Here is a 20,731-nt window from a genome sequence, read left to right as displayed (position 1 = left end):
GCAAGATCGCGCAAAAACCCGACCTTGAGAGGCGGGACGCGAAAGTTAGTTGCGGTCAACGACGTTGCAAGCGTATAAGATCCAAGCCAATCCCTCGCGGGCCCCGCCCCGTAAGCGGCAACTTCGCTTCGTAATTGTCAAATATTTTTTTACCCAGAACATATGTTCATAAAGTGATATAATCAAGAGATGAAACGAAGACCATTTTCACTCGGGAGTTCTGCGTATGATACCCACTTATGAAATAAACGATGATCAATGGAATAAGCTCATTCAGGACGTGGCCGACAATTTCAGCGACGTCACCTTAAGCCGAGGGTTCCAATACTATAAGCAAGGCCGCGTGGTAAAGCTTACGATTCCTTCCGATCGTAACGTGAAGGCGATCGTGGAAGGCTCCGAACTCTATCATGTGAATATTAACCTGGATAACCTCACGTCCACTCGCTGCGACTGCCCGGTTAGCTGGAACTGCAAGCATATCTTCGCCGCTCTGCTAAAGTACGCCAACTTGCATAACCGATCGGTGCATACGCTTGTGAACGCCAAGACGACGGCACCGTCCAAGCCGCCTGCCAAATCTTACAATCAAGCGAAACAAATCGAGGCTCGTAAGGCGGCCGATAACGAAACGTTGTTAAAAGAGCAAGCCAAGAGGCTTCCTCGGATGAGCATTCCGGAGTGGCATGAATGGTTCGAGCTTTCGACCGTACGATTGATGCAAAGTTCCAGGAATACTCAATTCATCAACGATGCATTAGCATCCATATACCGGAGAAAACCGACTCTTCCCCCGGAGATCGAAACATTTTTCAAATTTCATGCCCTTCTGTTCGTATTGTCCAAGCTTACGAAACAGCCGCAGGATCTATCCGGATACGCTTATTCCTACTTGGCTTTCCATACCCATCACGCGGCTTCCGATTTGCAGGTTACGATCGAACAAGGGATTTTCCAAGCCGCTTCGTTGGCCGTACAGCCCGCTAATTCAGGCTTAGTCGAACAAACGTTAGCTCACCTTCGCAAGGAAATGTTATCGGAGGCTAACGACAATCATTATTTCCTAGCCCACTACCTGAGCGTGTGGAACCACTGGATCTGTCCAACGGTTAACGATACTCGCTCCTACGCCGAGGAACTTCGGCAATTGGACGAAACAGCCGACCAGGCAGGATCCGTTCTATCGAAATTCGCTTGGAGAATCGCTCGAGCCGGAATGCATATGTACCAATCGAACGATCCCGAAGCTTGGGCGCAGCTCGTAGCCGCCAAGAAGATTTCCGATATTTCCGCGGATTATTTGCTGTTTTATTTGTCCCACCTGTCTCAATCCGAGCAATGGGCCCGCTTAACGGATTGGCTGAGCGAAATATCGCCCTACCTCAACTTGCGACGCAATGCGAACATTCGCCCCTATTCGGAGTTCTGGGAGCTTGCCGTAGATCACCATCCCGAAGCGGAACCCCAAATGTGGGACTCGCTTGTCTCCATGCTTCCTCATTCGCGAGCCCTCTACGAGGAGAAATTGCTCGCTCACGGCAAATGGGAACGTTGGATGGACTTCCATCTAAGCTTGGACAGCGATCCGTTGGATTTTCGCGTAACCGATCTGGCTCCGATCGAGAAGAACGCGCCGGAAATGCTGCTCCCCTTCTATCATCAGGCAGTAGAGCGTTATGTGCTGATTAAAAACAGGGACGGCTATAAATCGGCGGTCAAGCTTCTGAAACGGTTAGCCAAATTGTACAAAAAAATGAAGCAAGAGCCTCGATGGGAGCTCTTCCTATCCTCGTTTACTTTCCGCCATAGTCGGTTACGGGCGCTGCAAGAGGAGCTTCGGAAAGGGAAATTGCTGCAATGAGCTATTACACGGAAACGATAACGATACGGATTCTACTGGGCGGGAACGGGGATGCTCTCCTGCACGGCTCCTATAATGAACATACCTATGCCTCGGGCGTATCCCTTAAACAAGCCTTGTTCGCTTGGCATGAGCCCTCCTTCTACGGAACGGCGTTGGAAGTTCGCCAGATGGAGGGACTCGAGCTCGTCCTGCTCCCGGCCGAAATGGTCATTCCGTTCTTCGCGGAAGCTAAGTTGCTTCGGCACATCGAATGGGTATGGGACGAGCTTGCCGAAAGGCTTGCCCGGGTTGCTCCCTTGCTTGGAACCTGCTTGGAGGAAAAGCGGTATCTCCCGAGCTATGAAGCGGCCTTCGAATCGGGCAAGCTGCAATGGACTTGGGATGAAGAGCCGATGAACCCGGAAGAACGGGCTTTGCTCGAAGCCGCCCGGTCCGATGAGGATTTCGCGAACGGCCTAAAAGCGGCGTTCTCCGCCGCCGTTTTCCAAACCTATTACGGTACGGAAGAAACGGCCGCGGATTTAAGAAGGGAATATCCCTTGTTATTCGCCGGCAAGAGAGCGGTCGATGCGGGGCTGGACGAGCAAGCATGGCTCGTGACGGTCGGCTGGAAAGCGGACAACGCTCCGTTCCGCCCTGCCCTGCAGCTGTTAGAGCCGGATGGCGAAGAAACGGATTGGAGGCTGCAACTTGTCCTGCAAGATAAGCGGGACGCTGCCGGAATTTCCCCCGTTCGGTTGACCGCGGATGGCGAAGCCGTCGGAATGTGGCCAAGCGCATGGACGACGCAAGTCAAGCTGCGATCCGCCGCATGGCTGGAAAGGCTGCTTGCCATCTTACCGGCGGACCGTTTCAACGGAGCGCGCAACGATATTTTCGCGGAGGCGCTCGATGACGAAGCCGCATGGCGGTTCTTAACCGTAGACAGCCAGCGTCTATTGGAAGCCGGTTGGCAAGTACTTCTTCCCGCGTGGTGGGAAGCGGCGAGCCGTAAGAAACCCCGATTGCGGGCCAAGGTTAATTCGGGTACGGGCGAAGGAGGCAAAGCGGGCGGTTCGTTGTTCGGGCTCGACTCGTTGATCGACTTCGATTGGCGCATCGCGATCGGCGAAGTCGATCTGTCTGAGGCGGAATTCGCCGAGCTCGTTGCCCGCAACGTGAGACTCGTCCGGTTTCGCGGACAATGGATCCAGCTCGATCCGGCTTTGCTTGCGCAAATTCGCCGGGCGATGGCATCCGTCGATAAGGGACAAGGGCTTTCGTTCCAAGACGTATTGCAATTGCATCTTCTCGGAGGAGAAGGAACCGGCGTTACGGATAGGGATGGCGAATCGGAGGAAGAAGCTGCCGCGAACGCGGAACGAATCCGGCTTGAAGTCGAGCTGAACGAGCATCTGCTCAAGCTGATCGGTCAACTCAATCAGATGAGCGATCTTCCGAAGCTGCCGGTGCCTTCCGGGCTTCGGGCCGAGCTTCGCTCTTATCAGCAGGAAGGATACGCGTGGCTTAGCTTCCTCCGTCGCTTCGGGCTAGGCGCATGTCTGGCCGACGATATGGGGCTGGGCAAAACCGTGCAGCTCATCGCTTATTTGCTGTATATCCAAGAGAACGCCCCGCCGGATCCGGATGCCGGTAAGCTTCCTTCCCTGATCATTTGCCCGACTTCCGTGCTCGGCAACTGGCAGAAGGAGATCAACCGCTTCGCGCCTTCCTTGAAGGTCATGCTGCATTACGGCAGCAGACGGCTGTCCGGAGAGGATTTCCTCGAGGAAGCCAAGCAAGCGGACGTCGTGCTGACTTCCTACGCTACCTGCTCTCTGGATCAGGAAACGCTGCAAGGGCTCACTTGGACATCCGTTAGCTTGGACGAAGCGCAGAACATCAAAAATGCGCAAACGAAACAATCGACGGTTGTCCGAAGCATTCCCGCTCGGCATCGGATCGCGCTCACGGGAACGCCTATCGAGAACAGGTTGGCCGAGCTCTGGTCGCTGTACGATTTTATCAATCCCGGATACCTAGGCACCGCCCGCGAGTTTAACACTCGGTTCGCGACCGCGATCGAGAAGGACAAGGACGAACAAAGCACGGCCGAACTGCAGAAGCTGATTAAGCCTTTCATGCTGCGTCGCAAGAAGAAAGACCCTGCCATTCAGCTGGACCTGCCGGATAAGAACGAGATGAAGACCTATGTTCACTTGACCGCCGAGCAAGGCGCCCTCTATGAGCAAACCGTCAACGACTTGATGGAGAGAATGCAGAAGCTGGAGGGGATCGAGCGCAAAGGGGCGATTCTGGCCGCGCTGACCCAACTGAAGCAGCTGTGCGACCATCCGATTCTGATGACGAAGGAATCTTTGCCGGAAGCTGCGGGGACGGATCAGAGGTCGGGCGGGCAGCTCTTGGACGCCGATTCGCTCATCAGCCGATCATCGAAGCTCGAGCGTCTCGTCGCCATGGTGAAGGAGCTTCGCGAGGAAGACGAGCGTTGCTTGATCTTCACCCAGTACATCGGCATGGGGCAAATGCTGAAATCGGTGCTGGAGCAAGAGCTCGGGGAGCCCGTGCTCTACTTGAACGGAAGCACGTCCAAAACGTCGCGCGACCGCATGATCGAGCAGTTCCAATCGCATGCGCAGCCGCCTTCCGCCGATCAGCCGAACGTGTTCATCCTCTCACTCAAAGCCGGAGGAGTCGGTCTTAACTTAACGGCCGCGAATCACGTGTTTCACTTCGACCGCTGGTGGAATCCCGCCGTCGAGAACCAGGCGACGGACCGCGCGTACCGAATGGGCCAAACCCGCGACGTTCAGGTGCACAAGTTCATCTCCCTCGGCACGCTGGAGGAACGGATCGACGAGATGCTGGAGAGCAAGCAGCAGCTTAGCGAGAACGTCATCTCCTCGTCCGAGGGCTGGATAACCGAGCTATCAACGGAAGAGCTGAAGGATCTGTTCACGCTGCGGCGGGATATGGTCGGTTTGTAAGCTAGGCGAAGCCAGACAGTTCCTGTAACCTGATCTAAGAGCCTGACGGGACAAGTTCCGTCAGGTTTTTTGGACTAGGCGCACCATCCCGATCCGCGAAATATTGGACGATAAAATCACGAAACTTACGAGCCGCCAAGGAAAGGTATCGTTTTTCATTCCATAAAATTTGAAAATGACGTCGACAGGCAGGCTGTTCGATGGTCAGAAGATGAAGCTTAGTATCCGGCCCTCCGCAATTTCCGACTAACGCAATGCCTAAACCCGCGCGAACAAGATTAGCTATGGCGGAAGGTTCATCCACCCGGCAGACGAAATTCGGCGTTATCCCCGCTTCCCGGAAAAACTTATCGTTCATTTGCTGAAAGAGAAAGCCCTCTTTATAACCGACAAACGGCTCATCGGCCACCTCGCTTAAGCGCACCTTCTTACGGTCCGATAACCAATGACCTTGGGGAACTCCCAAATAGACATCCTCGTACAGCACGGTCACGGCCTGTATGCCAGGCTTGTCGATAGACTGCACCGTAAAACCTACGTCAACTTCGCCGCCTTCGACCAACCGAGCCATCTCTTCTACCGAAGCCTGGGTAAAACGGAATTTGACTTCAGGGTGAAGCGCTAGGAATTCCCCCAGAGGTTCCGACAGCCTATCTAAAGTCGATGTCGCTAAATGAATGCTCCCATGCTCCATTCCCGCAAGCTCCGAAACTTCCTTCTTCCCCTCATCCAGCAAAGTGAGCGCCGCGTCCACTTTATCCAGAAACGTTCGGCCGAACGTATTAAGCCGAATATGTCTGCCGTGACGGTCGAACAGCGGTACGCCTACGTCTTCCTCGAGCCGGGAAATCGTCTTGCTAAGCGCCGGCTGGGCGATACGCAACTCTTGAGCCGCCTTCGTGATATGCTCCAATCTGGCCACCGTTCGAAAATATCGCAACTGCAATAATTCCATTCCATTCACGCTCCTTATATACCAAAGGTTATATATTATATGGCTTAAGATATATTTTTGTTTATTTAAGACTCATTATAAAATAATCCATGTAAAGTAACAATTGCCTTTCGTGGAGGAAAGGCTTGCAGAGGAGGCGCGTGGCATGGAACCTGCCGCACAGCAACAAACAGGTGAAAAGTTGATTCGTATTCTTGCGTTTACTTTGGTCATATCGGTAATGAGCGCAACGATGTTCAATATCGTCTTACCCGAGATCCGCGAGGAATTCGGTCTATCGTTCGCGCAGGTAAGTTGGGTCTCCTCCGCTTTTCTTTTGATCTATGCGATCGGAACCGTCATTTACGGGAAGTTGGCCGACAGCTACAAGCTTAAAGATCTACTCACGTTCGGTCTCGTCTTCTTTGCCTTCGGATCGGCGGTCGGGCTGATCGCCCAAGATTACTGGATGGTTCTTCTCGGCAGAATCTTGCAAGCCGTCGGAGCGGCGGTCATTCCGGCAACGGCCGGGATCATTCCCGTTCGTTATTTCCCGCCCGAAACCAGGGGTCGCGCCTTAGGGATATCGATGACCGGTCTTGCCATCGGCAGCGCGATAGGGCCTGCCATCGCGGCTTTGATCGTAAGCGTCGTCCATTGGCGTTGGCTGTTCTGCATGCCTCTGTTCACGTTGATCGCGCTCCCCTATTACCGCAAATATTTGAACGAAGAGCGCGGCAAAACAGGCTCGATTGATTGGGTCGGAGGGGGATTGCTTGCCGGCACGGTAGCTTTATTGCTGCTGGCGATCACCAATGAGGCGTGGCTTCCCGCTGTCGGTTGCCTCCTCTTGTTCGTCTTGTTCGTGACAAGAATCCGTACGGCGAAGGAACCTTTTATTAAATCCGGACTTTTCCGAAGCAAAGGGTATTCTTTGGGACTCGCTGTCGCGTTTCTCTCTACAGGCATCGGGTACTCGCTCGCCTTTCTAAGCCCGCAGCTGCTAACTCAAGTCCATCGGTTGGCTCCGGGCTGGGTAGGACTCGCGATGGTTCCGGCTGCCGTTATGACTGCCATCTTAGGAAGAAAAGCCGGGAAGCTCGCGGATAAAAAGGGAAATCCGTTTCTCTTCTACTCGGCCTCGTCGATGTTATTGCTTTGTTTTATTCTCTTATCTTCCTTTGCGGGAATCTCGCCCGGTCTTATCGCTCTCTTCCTCATCTTCGGCAACGTGGGTCAGTCGTTCATGTACATCGCCTTGTCCAATGCGATTTCCCGATCTTTGCCTAAGGAACAAGTCGGAGTCGGCATGGGGTTGCTAGCCATGCTTAACTTCATTTCCGGCGCCGTATCGGCAAGCATCTATAGCAAGACGGTCGACCAAGGCGCCCATTCGAATTGGAATCCGGCGAATTCGGTTCCGGAAGCGTCCGTTTTCGGCAACATTTACTTTATTCTGGCGATTACTCATGTATGCATACTTCTGTTCTATTATTATCAGTTCGGAAGATCCGCTCGGTTAAAACCAATCAGCGAACAAGCGTAAAATGATAGGTAGTTCAAGCGGGCGTGTATATTCGAAAAGAGCACTTACTCCGATTGGGAATAGGTGCTCTTGTCGAGTTCGTGCATCTTTGTATGTTTTATATATTCTGATCGAGTGCCGAAAAATGCTTAAAAATGCCGTTGAGCCTTCGTTTTCTTGATCAACTTGCGAACCGCGACGTTCCCCGCGATGACCGCTAAAGAGCCGGCCATGATTCCGACCGAAGCCGTCGTCATTGTCGTAGTCCCCGTACTCGCCACAACCGTACCGATCGTGGTGCCCAGCGTAATTCCGATCGCCGCAACCGCGATGGACAATGCTTTGCCGGCGGCGGATATGAATCCCGTTCCAACCGTTGCCGCGCATGCTATCGATATCAATACTCCGGCTATTCCCAGTAGGAGCATAACCTCACCCATTCTAGTAAATTTATTTACACTACTAGAATGGACAGTTGTTTCCCCCTTTAAACCTGCGAAATTACCGGTTCTCCACGCTGACCCCTTTTACCCCTTTTAAGTAGGCCTTGATCTGCTTTTGCATTTTATAAGTTACGGGAGCGACAACCTCCCCATTGCTTGTTCGCAGCTTTACGATATTCAGAATCCCATCGAACGACTCGATGCTTTCCGTATTGATGACCGTCCCCCGATCCGTGCGCACGAATCCCGCATCTTCGAGCATGAAGGACAAGTCCTTGACCATCGAGATGATTTTATACTTGTCGTCGTATGAGTAGATCGTGACTTCCCCGGACCCGTTCGTCTGCAAGTAGACGATCTCCCGTACGTCCAGCAACCGGTATTCCCCGCTTGAATTCACCAATGGCAACTTCATCGCCTTCCCTCTTTCCGGATAAAATGATTCCATTCGACGGACTGAAATAGGATCGTTGAATATCTCGAATAAATCGAATAGGAATTATACATCCTAATTATAACGATTAATAATACTTATGAATACTATTTAAATAAAACATTGCATTCATCGACCAATTCATTCCCTCATGCCGATTCCCTACACTTTAGTCAAAGAGGTGTGGACGATGGATAACGATATTCTTAAGCTAGTCGGCAAACGCATTCGAAGCCTGAGGAAAGAACGGGAAATGTCCCAGGAATTGCTCGGGGAGAAGGGCGGCTTTCATTACTCCTACATCGGACAGATCGAGCGCGGGGAGAAAAATATATCTCTTCTTAACCTCGCCAAAGTAGCCTCCGCGTTGGAAGTCAGCTTGTCCCAATTGTTTACGTACGTAGACGAGGAAGAGAAACGCACGGAATCCGAAACGGATTTGCAGGAGATTTTATCTACTTTGCGTTACCATGGGCCGGAACAGGTACGGATGGTCAGGAACGTCGTCAGGGAGATTCTGGGCGAAAACGATAAATACACGACGGATTGAATACCCGTTGTTATTGTAATCATCATCGCAATCGTTACGAGTAAAATTAGCGGAAATTTCTGCCGATATTCGGGGCTGAAGTTAGCTTTCGAAAGCGTTAGCGGAAGGGATTTCCTTTATTGTGGTGCCTTTTCGCGAGTTCAGGTCGCAGGCGGGAGAATAGCGGAAATCCTTGCCGCTAAGCTTTGCCGATCGAGAGAGATGACGCGGAATAGCGGCAGGGATTTCCGTTAATGCGTTGGATTGGTTGGCCGAGGCGGGCTGGACGAGATTGGTTGGTTCGTGGACGATGCAGGGTGAGATATATAGTTGGTGCATGGACGATGCAGGGTGAGATACATGGTTTGTGCGAGTACGATGGTTGGTTTGATTTCAAAGGGATATTCATCGCCAAATAAAGTAAGCCGACCGCAAGGGTCGGCTTACTTTATTTGGCGTATCGCAGAATGGCAGCGGCGGCGCGTTCTCTTCTGTCCGCGTCCTCGCACCGCAACGCTTGCTTCAAGACGCCGAGAGCCTCATCGATCGTCTCTTGATCGACGTAAACCGCCGAGGGAGTTGCGGGCATCTCCCCGAACTGCACATTTTGTGGCTGATCCCGAGGAGAAACCCAATTGTCCAACCCCGCCAAGCGGAACGAATATTCGAACGCTTTAACAGCGCCGCCCTCCGAGTCAAGCCACTCCTGAACGTATGCATTCAATTGGGACCTCGGAATGCGGTTAAGCCAAGTTACGCCTCTCCGATGACACAGACCGTCCTCCTCCGAATCGGAGGCCTCTACGTAATAATAGTCGCCGACGTCTCCGAGATAGACGGAATCCTGATCGGCGACCAAGATATAATCACCGTCCTGCATCGTATGTACGAAAGCAGCCATCTCTTCCGCTCGGTTTGCGAGCTCTTGCCCCACATAGTCGGTAGCCGCGGCTAATCTATCCCTTATTTCGTCCTTGCCTACGTTCTCCAAATCCCCTGTTCCCGGGTGACCCGTGCTAACGAAGTTATCTTTAAGAAACGTCTTCATCCGGTCTATCCCTAGCGATTGGGATAGGATGCGATATAGGTTCATCCGCTACACCCTCCCCAACATTCCAATACGATCCAGATACATTCCATTAGTCCGATTATCCAAACCAATGACTGATATACACCATGATCAACAGCCCAATGATGAACGAATAGGTCGAAGGCCGCTCATAGCCGTGTCCGTGACTTTCGGGAATCAACTCTTTGTAGGCGATGAACAGCATCGCGCCGGCGGCGAAAGCGAGACCGTAGCCGATCATGTTCTCGATACTGCTAGCCGTCAGATAGCCGACGACCGCGGAGACGGCTTCCATAATGCCCGTCAGGAACACGATTGCGAAAGATTTGAGCTTGCTGACCTTGGAATTGATCAGGAACACGGCCAGAATAAGTCCCTCGGGCATATTCTGGGCCCCGATCGAGATCGCCACCATCGCTCCCAACCCTTCGTTTTCGCTGGCATAACTGAACCCCGTGCTTAAGCCTTCGGGAATGTTATGAATGAACAGAGCGATAATGACCAAGAGCGACTTGGAGTCGAACGAGCTAACGCGGCTGTCGTTCTCTACGTCGATATGGGGAATATTTTTCTCGATCAAGTCCAATAGGACGATCCCCAGCATAATGCCGACGGTCAGACCGATAATACCCGATTCCTTCATCGCTTGCGGCATGAGTCCGAAAGTAGAAGCGGACACCATAATCCCCGCGGCGAAGGCGATGAGAATATCCTTCCACTTCTCGGAGAGCTTTCTGATGAAGAAAATGGGGGCCGCGCCGAGCACGGTAGCCATGGCGGATATGATACTCCCGATTAATGCGGATTCCACGGTATAGTACTCCCTTCAAGCCGGAACAAGTTAGCGTTATGAATTGATTCTAATTTGTTGGAACCTCCTTTGCAATCCCTTCCGGCCGGCCTGCTTCTTAACGCTTAGGCGTTGGCGGATGAGAGCGAACTTGATCCTTTTGTAGCGACAAGTAAAAACCCCGCCTATTAGGCAGGGTTCTCATACAAGCAAGTATTCAATTCAAACCAGTACCTTCGCGAGCCAGATTAGCAGATAAAAGGAACCCGTGTTCCTCCGGAAGGATCATCGTCTCCGCCTCCGTCGTATCGTTGTGCGTGAACAAACCCGGCCGTTCTACCCGATCCGCCTTAAGAAAAACACCCGTCCCCGGTTTGGCTAAGCTATTGCGAACGGTAGCCCTCCTTCCGTCTCGCAGCGCAATCGCCGCCCCTTCCTCGGCGCTCCCGGACTGCGGTTGGCTCCCCGAAAACCCGTCGATGACCACGCCGTCGAAGTTCGCGATTTCCAATCCGTTCTTCACGTACTTCGGCAGCTTGCCTTCCCACCGCACGTCGACATGTCGAAGCGTCAGATTCCGAACATGGCTTGCGTACAATGCCGGGATGTCGTGAGCGAATACGTTCAGCCTCGGATCCCGGGAGGGACGGAAATCGAAATTGCCGCCGAACGATTCCTGCAACGGACCTTCCTTCAGCGTGATCCGAACTTGATCGAAGGTCAAATCCTCGATGTAGCTATCCGAATTGCCCGCCACGACGATTCCTTGCTCGCCGATCGCCGTAATGCTGCTAAAGGTCACATTGCGAATCCTCCCCATCGTTCCGCGGAACTCCGACTTGGTATGCGCCGGAAGCGGCACGACGGAAATATGAATCGGCTCCGCCTTGCCCCACCATTTTCCTTTATGCAGCCGGGTGTGGATGACGATGTTGGAGAAAACGACGTTGTCGATCGATTCCCCTTCCCGAAGATAAATCCCGATTCCCCGGTTAGAGCCATGAATGACGATGTTGTGGAACAAAAAGTTGCGGAAATGACACGCGTCCCAGCCGAGGCGAATACCCGCCGATCTGGACACGATCGTGCAATTCTCTACGACGACGTTCTCGCTATCGCTCTCCCCGTACCCTTCGGCGCAAGGGCTGAAAGCAAGCCCATCGTCGCCGCCTTCGATATTGCAATCGCTGATGCGCACGTTGCGGCTCCGGCTAACGTCGATGCCGTCCGCGTTCGGGACAAGCAGACTGTTCTTGATCTCGAGCCCGGTAAGCCGTATTCCCTCTGATCTAGCCACGTGCAGACACCAATTCGGCGAGTTCCGAATCTTGATACCGGTCACCGACACCTCTTGGCATCGGAGGAAAAGGATCAATATGCCGGGGCGCGGTTTGCATGCCAGAGGTCCTTCATCGGGTTGATCGTTAACGAGGTTATATGCCTCGCCTTGCCGCGTGCATTCGACCGAATAATCGCGGGCAAGATCGGCTTGCCCATGCTCCATGAATGCATCGCTATTGCCGTCGATGGCTCCCCGTCCCTCGATCGATACGTTCACCGCGCCGATCGCGACAATCAAAGCCTGATTACGGAACTCGCTCGTATACGGCAGCTTCCTATAGTCGCCGACATCCGGGCTGCCGAGCAGCACCGCTCCGGCTTCCAAGTGAAGCGTGATATCGCTTAACAAATTTACCGTCCCCGTCAGATAAGTACCCGCTGGGACCCGAACGATTCCGCCTCCCCGATCGTGACAATCGGCGATCGCGCGATTGATCGCTTTCGTATCCTTCGCGACGCCGTCCCCGACGGCTCCGTAACTCCGAACGTTAAATAACGACTCTCCGCCCAACCGCGACATCATGCGTCATCCCTCCGCCATGCTACTGCTGCGCTTTCCAAGCCTCGAATTGTTTCTTGTACTCCGCCACCACTTTATCCAGCCCTGCGGCTTTCATTTTTTTCAACGCTCCGTCATAGAAGTCGGCATACTTAACGACGCCCATCTTCATCGGGTACACGCTCGTCTTGATCTCAGCGAGCAAATTCGCGTACTCGACGGAAACCGCAGTCGAGTCGAAAGTAAATCCGATATTCGGAGCGTTCAAGGCATCCGGATTAAGCGTCATCGTGTCCAGCAGCTTCGGATGACCGTTCGTCGGAATCCGCGTGAACGGCGCATACCCGACCATCCATTCGGAGAACTGCACTTCGTTGCCTACCGGACGCAGTCTTTCCATTTTATTCGGCCCCGCGTCCTTCCACCAATCGTCCTTCGGACCGTATACGAGCAAGTCGAAATTCTCCTGGGAGCTGTACAGCCAATCGTAAAACTTAATCATCCCTTCCGGATTTTTCGAAGTTTTCGGAATGACGTTGGCATTCGTGACGAGCACGGGCCGCATCCACTTCTTATCCGGCGCCAAGCGCACCGCGTCCAGCTCTAATTCCGGTTTCTTCTGCTTAATGACCGGATAATCGAAGTAAACGTTGCCAAGCGTGAAGGCGAATTCCCCGTCCGCGAGCGGCTTCGTGACCTGATCAAGCGGTAACGTCAGAATGTCCGGATGGATCAAGCCTTTGGCGTACAATTGGTTGAAATATTCGTTATCCTTCTTGAACTCTTCCGTTTCGATCCAGGATTTAACGTTGCCTCCTTGATCGATATAGATCAGGTCGTCCACTACGTTAAAGGGATAAGTATCATATTCGCGATGAAAAGCGCCAGCGATAAAGTTCGGCTTCATGACGAAGAACATGTTCGGGTTGTTCTCCGCCTTCTTGATTTTCTCGGCGGCATCGATCATTTCTTGAATCGTCGTCGGCGGAGCAACGTTATGCTTGGTCAACAGATCCGAGCGATAACTGATTAATTCGTAATCGTTCGCCCATTCCCGGTTCAATACGGGGATGCCGTAGATTTTGCCGTTGATCTTAAGTCCTTCCCATACGTCGTCGGAAAATCTTCCCTTTAAGTTTGGATATTTGTCCAAGTATTCGTCGATCGGAAGCAGCGCGCCGCGGCCGACGTATACGGAGGATTTGATCCAATCCTCCATGATCGTCAGGTTATCGAACGCCTCGTTCGTGGACAGCATCAGGTTCGTCTTCTGTTCCCACGCGTCCCAGCCGATAAACTCGTATTCGATCTGAATGCCTACCCCGTCCGCTTTCAGCTTCTCGTTAATGGCATCGAACCGTTTCTTGCCTTCCGTCGGTTCGCTACCCGGCGCGACCAGCTTAACCGTCGTCAACTCTTGCGTGCCGGCGCTTTCCGTCTCCGTAGACGTTTTCCCGTTGTCCTTGCTTGCTTCCGCCGTCTTTGACCCGCTCGGCGACGGGCTTGCGTTATTCCCGCTTTTACCTGAACAAGCCGCGAGCACGCTTAACACCAACGCCACCGTTACGAGCAAACTGGCTGCTCTTCTGTAAGTTCCCATTGTTCATGACCTCCTTCGTAGGATCATTGCCCTATGTTGAATCCGTTCCCGCAATGGCTGGGACGCGAATGATCAACCTTTAATCGAACCCACTACCAGACCTTTCACGAAATACCGCTGCAAATAAGGATACATGAGCACGATCGGCCCGATCGTCAGAATAGCCGTCGCCATTTTCACCGATTCCGTCGGAAGAACTCCCGTATTGCTCACTCCTTGAATCATCGTCATCATCTGGATGTCGGATTGCAGCTTAAACAGAAAGTATTGCACCGGATACATCTTCTGGTCGCTCACAAGCATGATGGCGTTCCACCAGTCGTTCCAATAAGCCAGCCCGTAAAATAAGGCGATCGTAGCAAGCACGGGTTTGCATAACGGGAAAATAATCCGAAAAGCGATTACCGCATCGTTAGCGCCGTCGATCTTAGCCGACTCGACCAGGGCGTAAGGCAGCGACAACATATAATTACGCGTCAGGAACAAGTTAAAGGCGCTGAACAACAAGCTCGGAATAAGCAGGGCAAGGATATTATCGTTTAAGCCCAGCTGCCGGCAGATCATATACCAGGGCACGATCCCCCCGTTGAACAGCATCGTGAAGAAGAAGAACAACGCCAAGTGATTCCGGTATCGCACAGCCCTGTTGAATAGCGTATAGGAGGCCATGCCCGTGATCCCCACGGCGGACAGCGTTCCTACTACCGTTACGAAGAGCGAAATGCCGTAGCTTCGAATGACGATAGCCGCATCGTTGAACAACATTCGATAGGCGGCGAACGACATTTCGTTCGGGAACAGGCTGTACCCGTTGTGCCTGATCGAGTCCTCGGAAGTAATCGAGATCATGAGCACGAGCAGCATCGGGCCGAAGCAGAAGAGCGCGAAGAGCGCCAAGAACGCATAGATAAGGACATTCGAGAGCTTGAACCGGGATAAGGCCATTAGAACAACGCTCCTTCCGGGAACTTGCGGCGAATGAACCGGTTAACGGAGTACACGAGGATGAATCCCGTTGCCGCCTGGTAAATGCCGACCGCCATCGCCTGGGAAGGATCCCCCGACAAGCGAAGCGCGCGGTACACGTAAGTATCGATAACGTCGGTCGTAGGCAGCAACAGCCCGTTATCTCGGATGATCGAATACATCATGGCGAAATCCCCGTAGAAGATCTTGCCTATGGCCAGCAGCATCATAATGAGTACGGTCGGCATCATCAGCGGCAGCGTGATCGATTTGATCTGTTGCCAGCGGTTAGCCCCGTCGATTCGGGCGGCTTCGAACAATTCGTTGTCGATCCCGATAATCGCGGCGAGGAATATGACGGCCAGCAATCCGGCATCCTTCCAGATCCGCATGACGGTCAATATGCTCGTCCATGCCCCCGCATCGCCGTACCAATTTTTCGGCTGCATGCCGACCATCTCCAACAATTGGTTCGCTACCCCGTATTGCGAGGAGAAAATATTATAGACGACGTAACTCACGATGACCCAGGACAGGAAATACGGAAACAAGAACATCGATTGCGACGTCCGCAGAAACCATCGCGACTTCAGCTCGTTCATCGCAACCGCGAGAACGACGGCCATCGCGTGCCCGAACACGATAAAAAGGAAGTTAAGCCTGATCGTGTTCCAAGTGACTCTGAGCGCATTATTAGATAAGAAAAAAAACTCGAAGTTCTTGAAGCCGATCAGCTCGTTCTGCCAGAAATACGTTGTGTCGTAACTAAACTTCTGAAAAGCCATCAGCAGATACGGCAACGTCGCGTAACCGAAGATAAACGTGTACAGAATCGCCGGCAACGCCAGCAAATAGCTGATCGGATTTCTTACGATATCGCGGACGATGCCGCCGTTACCCCTTTTTCTTTTCGTTACCACAACGGTCACTCCCTCGCTTAAGCAATCATGCTGTTCCGAATAGCTCAAGTCTAAGCTCGCGGCAATCGCCGGGTAAACTTTAAAAAACGCGAAATCGGGATGTCCCGGGTTTTTGGAGGATTTCAATAATCGGTGATCCCTTCGAAAAGTAAGCGATTTCAAAAATTCCCGTCTTTTCCATTGAAAGTTGGCCGATCTTCGAGCTACAATGCTTCTAAGTTCGTTCGAGGAAATGAGGGTGGAATGAATCCATGACCTTATGGAGTAATCTCAAGCGCTATGCGATTTATCGGAAACTGCTCGTCTCTTATCTCCTGCTCGTGCTCCTATCCATAATCCTGATCTCCGCGTTCCTCTATCAGCGTTTCTCTTATCAAACCCAAGCCGAGATGAATCGGGTAACGCTCTCGACGTTGGACCAGCTCGATCGAGCTTCCTCCTCGATTCAAGATCGGGTCGTTTCCATCGGCAACGAGCTGCTGCACGATCCCGATCTGATCACGGCCATGCTCAGCAACGCGACCTCTCCATTGCTCGATAACGAAGTCGTAATCAAGCTTCGCAACATTCAAGCCGTCTATCCTTTCGTCGAATATATCAGCGTCTTTAACGGCAATACCGGGCGTTATCTTAATCACCGCGGCATTACGAAGGCCATTGACGGGGAACTCATTCAACGGATCCGGAGCGGAAGCAACGATACCTCGCTCGATTTCATTCCGAGGAGGCTGGATCTTAGCCCGCTCGGAACTCCCGTGAATCCGATGCCCATTCTCTCCTACGTTCTGTACTCGAATTTCTCTAATCTGATACCGAAGAGCGGCGCCATCATTATTCACGTTAACGAAGATAAGGCGATCGGGGAGTTGAACCGAAGCCTCTCGGAATCAACAGGAAGCCAATGGATGGTTCTCGACAAGCGAGGCATAGTCATTTCCCATAACGACTCTTCCCGGTTCCTGAACAATCTGTCCAGCGAACCTTTCGTTCAAGCGATACTGGCATCCGGGTCGGCGCAAGGCCATTTTACGAGTGAGGCGTTCGGAGACAAGCAATCGATCTACTATTCCAAATCCGAGGATACGGATTGGATTCTCGTCGGAACCCGACCTTACAACCCTTTGTTCCCGGGCATGGACGACCGGCAGACGATCATCGGGGCTGCTATTCTTATCCTGACCATCGTCGGAGTGCTGCTCGCTTTCCGGCTGGCAAGCGGGATGTACCGACCGTACTCGGTATTCCAGATTCAACAAAACTTGCACGAGGCGTCCTGGAGGAAAGCCTATCCGCTTCTGCAGGAATCTTATCTTCGGCGTCTATTGACGGGTCAATCGCCAAGCGGCGGGACGGAAACGAACCTGCTCGAATGGAAGTTCGGAGGCGAATGCCGATATTGCGTAATCGTCATCCAGATCGACGGATACCGTCAGTTCTTAGGCCGAGACAACAAAGACCAGGAACTGGTCCGCTTTGCCATTCGCAATATCGCCGACGAATTATTAAAGCCTCACGGCACGCACCGGGCGCTGGAGGTCGAGAACGACCGCCTTGCCCTCCTGGTGCAATTCGGGGAAGCGAAGCTCACGGAGCATTTCCTGCTGACGATGATCGAGATGCAGGGGACGGTTCGGCAATATTTCCGGATGTCCGTAACGCTCGGGATCGGCGACGTCGTCCATTCGCAAGCAGCGATCAAAGACTCCTACCATAGCGCCCGCGAATATTTGAAGTACCGCCTGTTTCTCGGTCATGGCAGCATCATCGACCGCGAAACGGCCGTATCCCGGATCGGACTGGCCGGGGACTATCCATCGAAAACCGAAGATTCCTTGATCGAAGCGATCCGGCTTGGCCATCTCAAGGATGCCGAGAAGGAAATCGACCGGTTCCTGGAAGCGATCCAACGGCTCGATTACAAGTACGCGTTCGTGTACGCCAATCAGCTCGTCATCTCCGTGCACAAGCAGTTCGTGAACATCCTTTCTTCCGATGCCGGCGATTACGAGACGCACGGATCCCTGCTGTACGCGTTCTCGGAATTCGAGACGTTAACCGATATCGGGGCTGCATTGAAGCCTCTCTGCGGTACGTTGATCGAACGGATCGACGAGAAAAGAAATAATCGAAATCTCGAAATGATCGAGTCCGTGCTGGAGCTCATACGCGGCCATTACAAGGATCCGAACCTGTCCCTGGAATGGGCGGCCGACCGGATTCATTATTCGAGCGGTCACCTGAGCAAACTGTTCAAGCAGGCTACCCGTCAGTCCTTCAACGATTACGTGAATGCCGCGCGATTGGAGGAAGCGGTCCGGCTGCTCCGGCAGACGAACGATTCCGCCACCGCCATCAGCGAGAAGGTCGGCCTTGGCGGCACTTATTTTTTTACGCTGTTCAAGAAAACGTACGGCATGACGCCTGCCCAGTTCCGCTTGGCTTCCCCGCCTTCCGGGGAAAACGGCAAAGAGGCCTGAGAGCTTAGCCCCTCTCCGGCCGCCATGGTTGCTTCATGATGTCCAAGAAGCCGATCTCGTCCAACTCGAAACCGATTCCCGGCAGATCCGGAACTTGGACGCAACCGTCTTCTCCGAGCTCGAACGGATGTCGCATATACCCGCTTCCGATTCGCGTAATCCCTCCTTCGCGGCTATCGTTCACTTCGTTATGCTCCTGAACCAGATAATTCGGCGTCGCCGCGCCGAATTGTACGCAAGCGGCGAAGCTCAGCGCGCTAAGCGGGCAATGCGGCGCTATGGAAGCGTAAGACGCTTCGGCCATCGCGGCGATTTTGCGAAGCTCCGTGAATCCTCCCGCATGAGCCAGGTCGGGCTGCACCACGGAGACTCCGGCTTCGAGCGCTTCCCGGAAAGCCCACTTGCCCATCCATCTTTCTCCCGCGGCGATCGGCGTTGCGGTTGCGTCTACGACACGCTTGATCAGGTCGATCCGTTCCGGCGGCAGCGGCTCTTCGACGAACAACAGTCCGAAAGGCGCGAGTCTTTCGACGAGTTGCCTTGCTCGGCTCATATGGGTGTTGTGAATATCTACTGCAATATCGACCCGACTGCCCACCGCGTTCCGTACGGCGGCTACGCAGCGCACGATGGTCTCCAAGTCGGCCGGCTCGTCGAGTCGGGCCGAAGGGCCGAAATGCAGCTTTAGGCATTGAAATCCCCAGCGGACAAGCTCCTCCGCGGATCGGGCCATACGCTCGGGAGCCGTATCGGAACGGTCGGTCGGTTCGGCGAAAGTCGGAGGACTCGGGCGATAAGGATGCCCGGGCCTAACCGTATACGGCGGCTCGTCATGACAGGAACGATACACTTTGACCCGATCCCGAAGCTTGCCCCCGAGCAGCTTATAGACGGGCAGCCCGCAAGCTTTCCCGGCAATGTCCCAGAGCGCCATATCGATTCCGCTGATCGCGCTCATCTTGACGGGACCGCCTCGGTATCCGTTACCGGATTCATACATTTTCCGCCATAAGTATTCCAGACGCGTCGGGTCCTCCCCAATGAGATAGGGAACAAGCCGGTTTACTTCCGCCATGACGACTTCCGGGTGATCCTCGAGGTAGGGCTCCCCCAATCCCGTAATGCCTGCATCCGTATGAATACGCACCCACACCCAAGACGGCGGAACCTTTAGCAATTCAAGCCGAGTAATTCTCATCCTCATCCCTCTTTCCGACGACGATTGCGGTTCAATTGCGGCGATTGCGGCGATCAGGATACAGGTTATTCCCCTTCTCTTATTGTAAGACTCGCAATCGCTTCTGTAGTTAGCTAGAATCGAAGGTATAGTATCCAATCTTACGATCCTGCTCGAAATCGAAAACTGGAAGGAGCATTACCGTCATGCCTAAACCCGATCTGGCCGCCCTCCATCCCCAGGAAACGCTCGAAGCGCTCAGCGACTTCCGGTTTCCGCCCTATATTTCGCTCGCCCATATCTTCAACGCCCCCCGCGACTGGGGATTCTCCGGTCGTATTCTGAAACAATACGCGCTCAATTACGTCATAGGCGGACGAGGGGAATTCGCGGTAGGCGACGTCGCCGACGTCGTGGAGAAAGGCGACGTATTTTTCTATCGTCCATTCGAAGTCCATGGTCTGCGCGCTTTGCCCGGCAAAGAGTTCATTTCCATTACCGTCGTATTTCACTTCGCGGATGCCCCTTTTCCGATGGAGGAACTACTTCATGGGACGCACTGGCTAGGAAACTATGCCGGGCAACCGGTCGAGCATCATTTCGCGGAGCTCGTCGCCAAGTACCGCCAACCCGGTCTTGATAACCGATTGGCATGCCAGGCGCTGCTGTTGTCCATCCTTTCCGAAACCTCTCGCCAGGTTTGCGTTCCCAAGCCGGAGGAACCGGAACGACGCAAAAATCTAGCCAGGCTAATTCTGGTCAAGAACCATATCGAGAATCATCTCGATCGCAATCTGAACGTTCCGGAAATCGAAAGACTGTCCGGTCTGTCTTGGAACTATATTATCACCGAATTCAAGAAGACGTTCGGTACGACGCCGATGCAGTTCCTGATCTGGGCGCGCATCTCCAAAGCGAAGGAGCTCGCCCTGCAATCCCCGCTGTCGTTCGGCGAGATCGCCGCTCAGGTCGGATATAACGACATTCACGCTTTCGGGAAAATGTTCAAGAAAAAAACGGGCATGAGTCTGACCGATTTCTGCTCTTCTTTGTACGAGGCCGATCATCGCATTCACTGGCCTAATCAGAGAGCATAGAGCAAAATCGCGATTTTGGACACCTATTTCCCAATGTCGGCTAAATACTTCCTTTCGGAGCCGCTCTTATAATGAAGCGT

General features: G+C 53.2%; 16 protein-coding genes. 6 read left to right on the top strand and 10 right to left on the bottom strand.

The genetic code is table 11. The features are described 5' to 3' along the window. Nucleotides 1-226: 226 nt before the first annotated feature. Together HH215_RS27185 and HH215_RS27180 are read left to right on the top strand one after the other, a co-directional pair. Nucleotides 227-1,861 carry an SWIM zinc finger family protein gene (locus HH215_RS27185; protein WP_169282734.1) on the top strand — a complete coding sequence of 545 codons (1,635 nt, stop codon included), beginning with the start codon at nt 227-229 and terminating at the stop codon, nt 1,859-1,861. Then, nucleotides 1,858-4,851 (top strand): DEAD/DEAH box helicase, encoded by a 2,994-nt coding sequence (locus tag HH215_RS27180; RefSeq protein WP_169282733.1) that lies wholly within the window; start codon nt 1,858-1,860, stop codon nt 4,849-4,851. The genes HH215_RS27185 and HH215_RS27180 overlap by 4 nt, the downstream gene beginning before the upstream one ends. Before the next feature lie 34 nt (nt 4,852-4,885). Here the strand turns inward: HH215_RS27180 and HH215_RS27175 are convergent, their stop codons facing one another. After that, nucleotides 4,886-5,806: a LysR family transcriptional regulator gene (locus tag HH215_RS27175; protein WP_169282732.1), complete on the bottom strand. Its 921-nt coding sequence runs from the start codon at nt 5,804-5,806 to the stop codon at nt 4,886-4,888. Nucleotides 5,807-5,951: 145 nt separating this feature from the next. Between HH215_RS27175 and HH215_RS27170 the strand changes: the two genes are divergently transcribed. Continuing rightward, nucleotides 5,952-7,331, top strand: a complete 1,380-nt coding sequence (locus HH215_RS27170) for an MFS transporter (protein ID WP_169282731.1) — start codon at nt 5,952-5,954, stop codon at nt 7,329-7,331. Nucleotides 7,332-7,459: 128 nt separating this feature from the next. On the opposite strand, the gene HH215_RS27165 is transcribed toward HH215_RS27170, so the two are convergent. Further along, nucleotides 7,460-7,738, bottom strand: coding sequence for a hypothetical protein (locus tag HH215_RS27165; RefSeq protein WP_169282730.1), 279 nt, complete (start codon nt 7,736-7,738; stop codon nt 7,460-7,462). 73 nt (nt 7,739-7,811) lie between these two features. Continuing rightward, on the bottom strand, nt 7,812-8,168 hold the full coding sequence (locus HH215_RS27160; protein ID WP_169282729.1) for a LytTR family DNA-binding domain-containing protein: 357 nt from the start codon (nt 8,166-8,168) through the stop codon (nt 7,812-7,814). A 208-nt stretch (nt 8,169-8,376) separates the two neighbouring features. Here HH215_RS27160 and HH215_RS27155 point away from each other — a divergent pair, with 208 nt between their 5' ends. Next, entirely contained in the window at nt 8,377-8,736 is a 360-nt protein-coding gene (locus HH215_RS27155) for a helix-turn-helix domain-containing protein (RefSeq protein ID WP_169282728.1), read from the top strand. 427 nt (nt 8,737-9,163) lie between these two features. Here the strand turns inward: HH215_RS27155 and HH215_RS27150 are convergent, their stop codons facing one another. The 6 genes from HH215_RS27150 to HH215_RS27125 all read right to left on the bottom strand — a co-directional run bounded on the left by HH215_RS27150 (nt 9,164) and on the right by HH215_RS27125 (nt 16,026). After that, nucleotides 9,164-9,808, bottom strand: coding sequence for a DUF8426 domain-containing protein (locus HH215_RS27150; protein ID WP_169282727.1), 645 nt, complete (start codon nt 9,806-9,808; stop codon nt 9,164-9,166). 55 nt (nt 9,809-9,863) lie between these two features. Beyond that, the gene (locus HH215_RS27145; protein ID WP_169282726.1) at nt 9,864-10,595 is read right to left on the bottom strand and encodes a ZIP family metal transporter; all 732 of its coding nucleotides are present in this window, start codon (nt 10,593-10,595) and stop codon (nt 9,864-9,866) included. 196 nt (nt 10,596-10,791) lie between these two features. Next, nucleotides 10,792-12,438 (bottom strand): glycoside hydrolase family 28 protein, encoded by a 1,647-nt coding sequence (locus tag HH215_RS27140; RefSeq protein ID WP_169282725.1) that lies wholly within the window; start codon nt 12,436-12,438, stop codon nt 10,792-10,794. Nucleotides 12,439-12,457: 19 nt separating this feature from the next. After that, on the bottom strand, nt 12,458-14,014 hold the full coding sequence (locus tag HH215_RS27135; protein WP_169282724.1) for an ABC transporter substrate-binding protein: 1,557 nt from the start codon (nt 14,012-14,014) through the stop codon (nt 12,458-12,460). 72 nt (nt 14,015-14,086) lie between these two features. Further along, nucleotides 14,087-14,959 (bottom strand): carbohydrate ABC transporter permease, encoded by an 873-nt coding sequence (locus HH215_RS27130; protein ID WP_169282723.1) that lies wholly within the window; start codon nt 14,957-14,959, stop codon nt 14,087-14,089. Then, complete coding sequence (locus HH215_RS27125) at nt 14,959-16,026, bottom strand: ABC transporter permease (protein WP_254450243.1); 1,068 nt, start codon at nt 16,024-16,026, stop codon at nt 14,959-14,961. Before HH215_RS27125 ends, HH215_RS27130 begins: the two co-directional genes overlap by 1 nt. Before the next feature lie 125 nt (nt 16,027-16,151). Here HH215_RS27125 and HH215_RS27120 point away from each other — a divergent pair, with 125 nt between their 5' ends. Further along, nucleotides 16,152-18,377 (top strand): helix-turn-helix domain-containing protein, encoded by a 2,226-nt coding sequence (locus HH215_RS27120; RefSeq protein ID WP_169282722.1) that lies wholly within the window; start codon nt 16,152-16,154, stop codon nt 18,375-18,377. Nucleotides 18,378-18,381: 4 nt separating this feature from the next. On the opposite strand, the gene HH215_RS27115 is transcribed toward HH215_RS27120, so the two are convergent. Next, nucleotides 18,382-19,575: an enolase C-terminal domain-like protein gene (locus HH215_RS27115; protein ID WP_169282721.1), complete on the bottom strand. Its 1,194-nt coding sequence runs from the start codon at nt 19,573-19,575 to the stop codon at nt 18,382-18,384. A 185-nt stretch (nt 19,576-19,760) separates the two neighbouring features. Here HH215_RS27115 and HH215_RS27110 point away from each other — a divergent pair, with 185 nt between their 5' ends. After that, complete coding sequence (locus HH215_RS27110) at nt 19,761-20,651, top strand: helix-turn-helix domain-containing protein (RefSeq protein ID WP_169282720.1); 891 nt, start codon at nt 19,761-19,763, stop codon at nt 20,649-20,651. Nucleotides 20,652-20,731 lie beyond the last annotated feature (80 nt).

The sequence above is a fragment of the Cohnella herbarum genome (assembly GCF_012849095.1).
GTDB classification, from domain to species: Bacteria; Bacillota; Bacilli; order Paenibacillales; family Paenibacillaceae; genus Cohnella; species Cohnella herbarum.
This window is presented reverse-complemented; position numbering and strand designations above follow the sequence as displayed.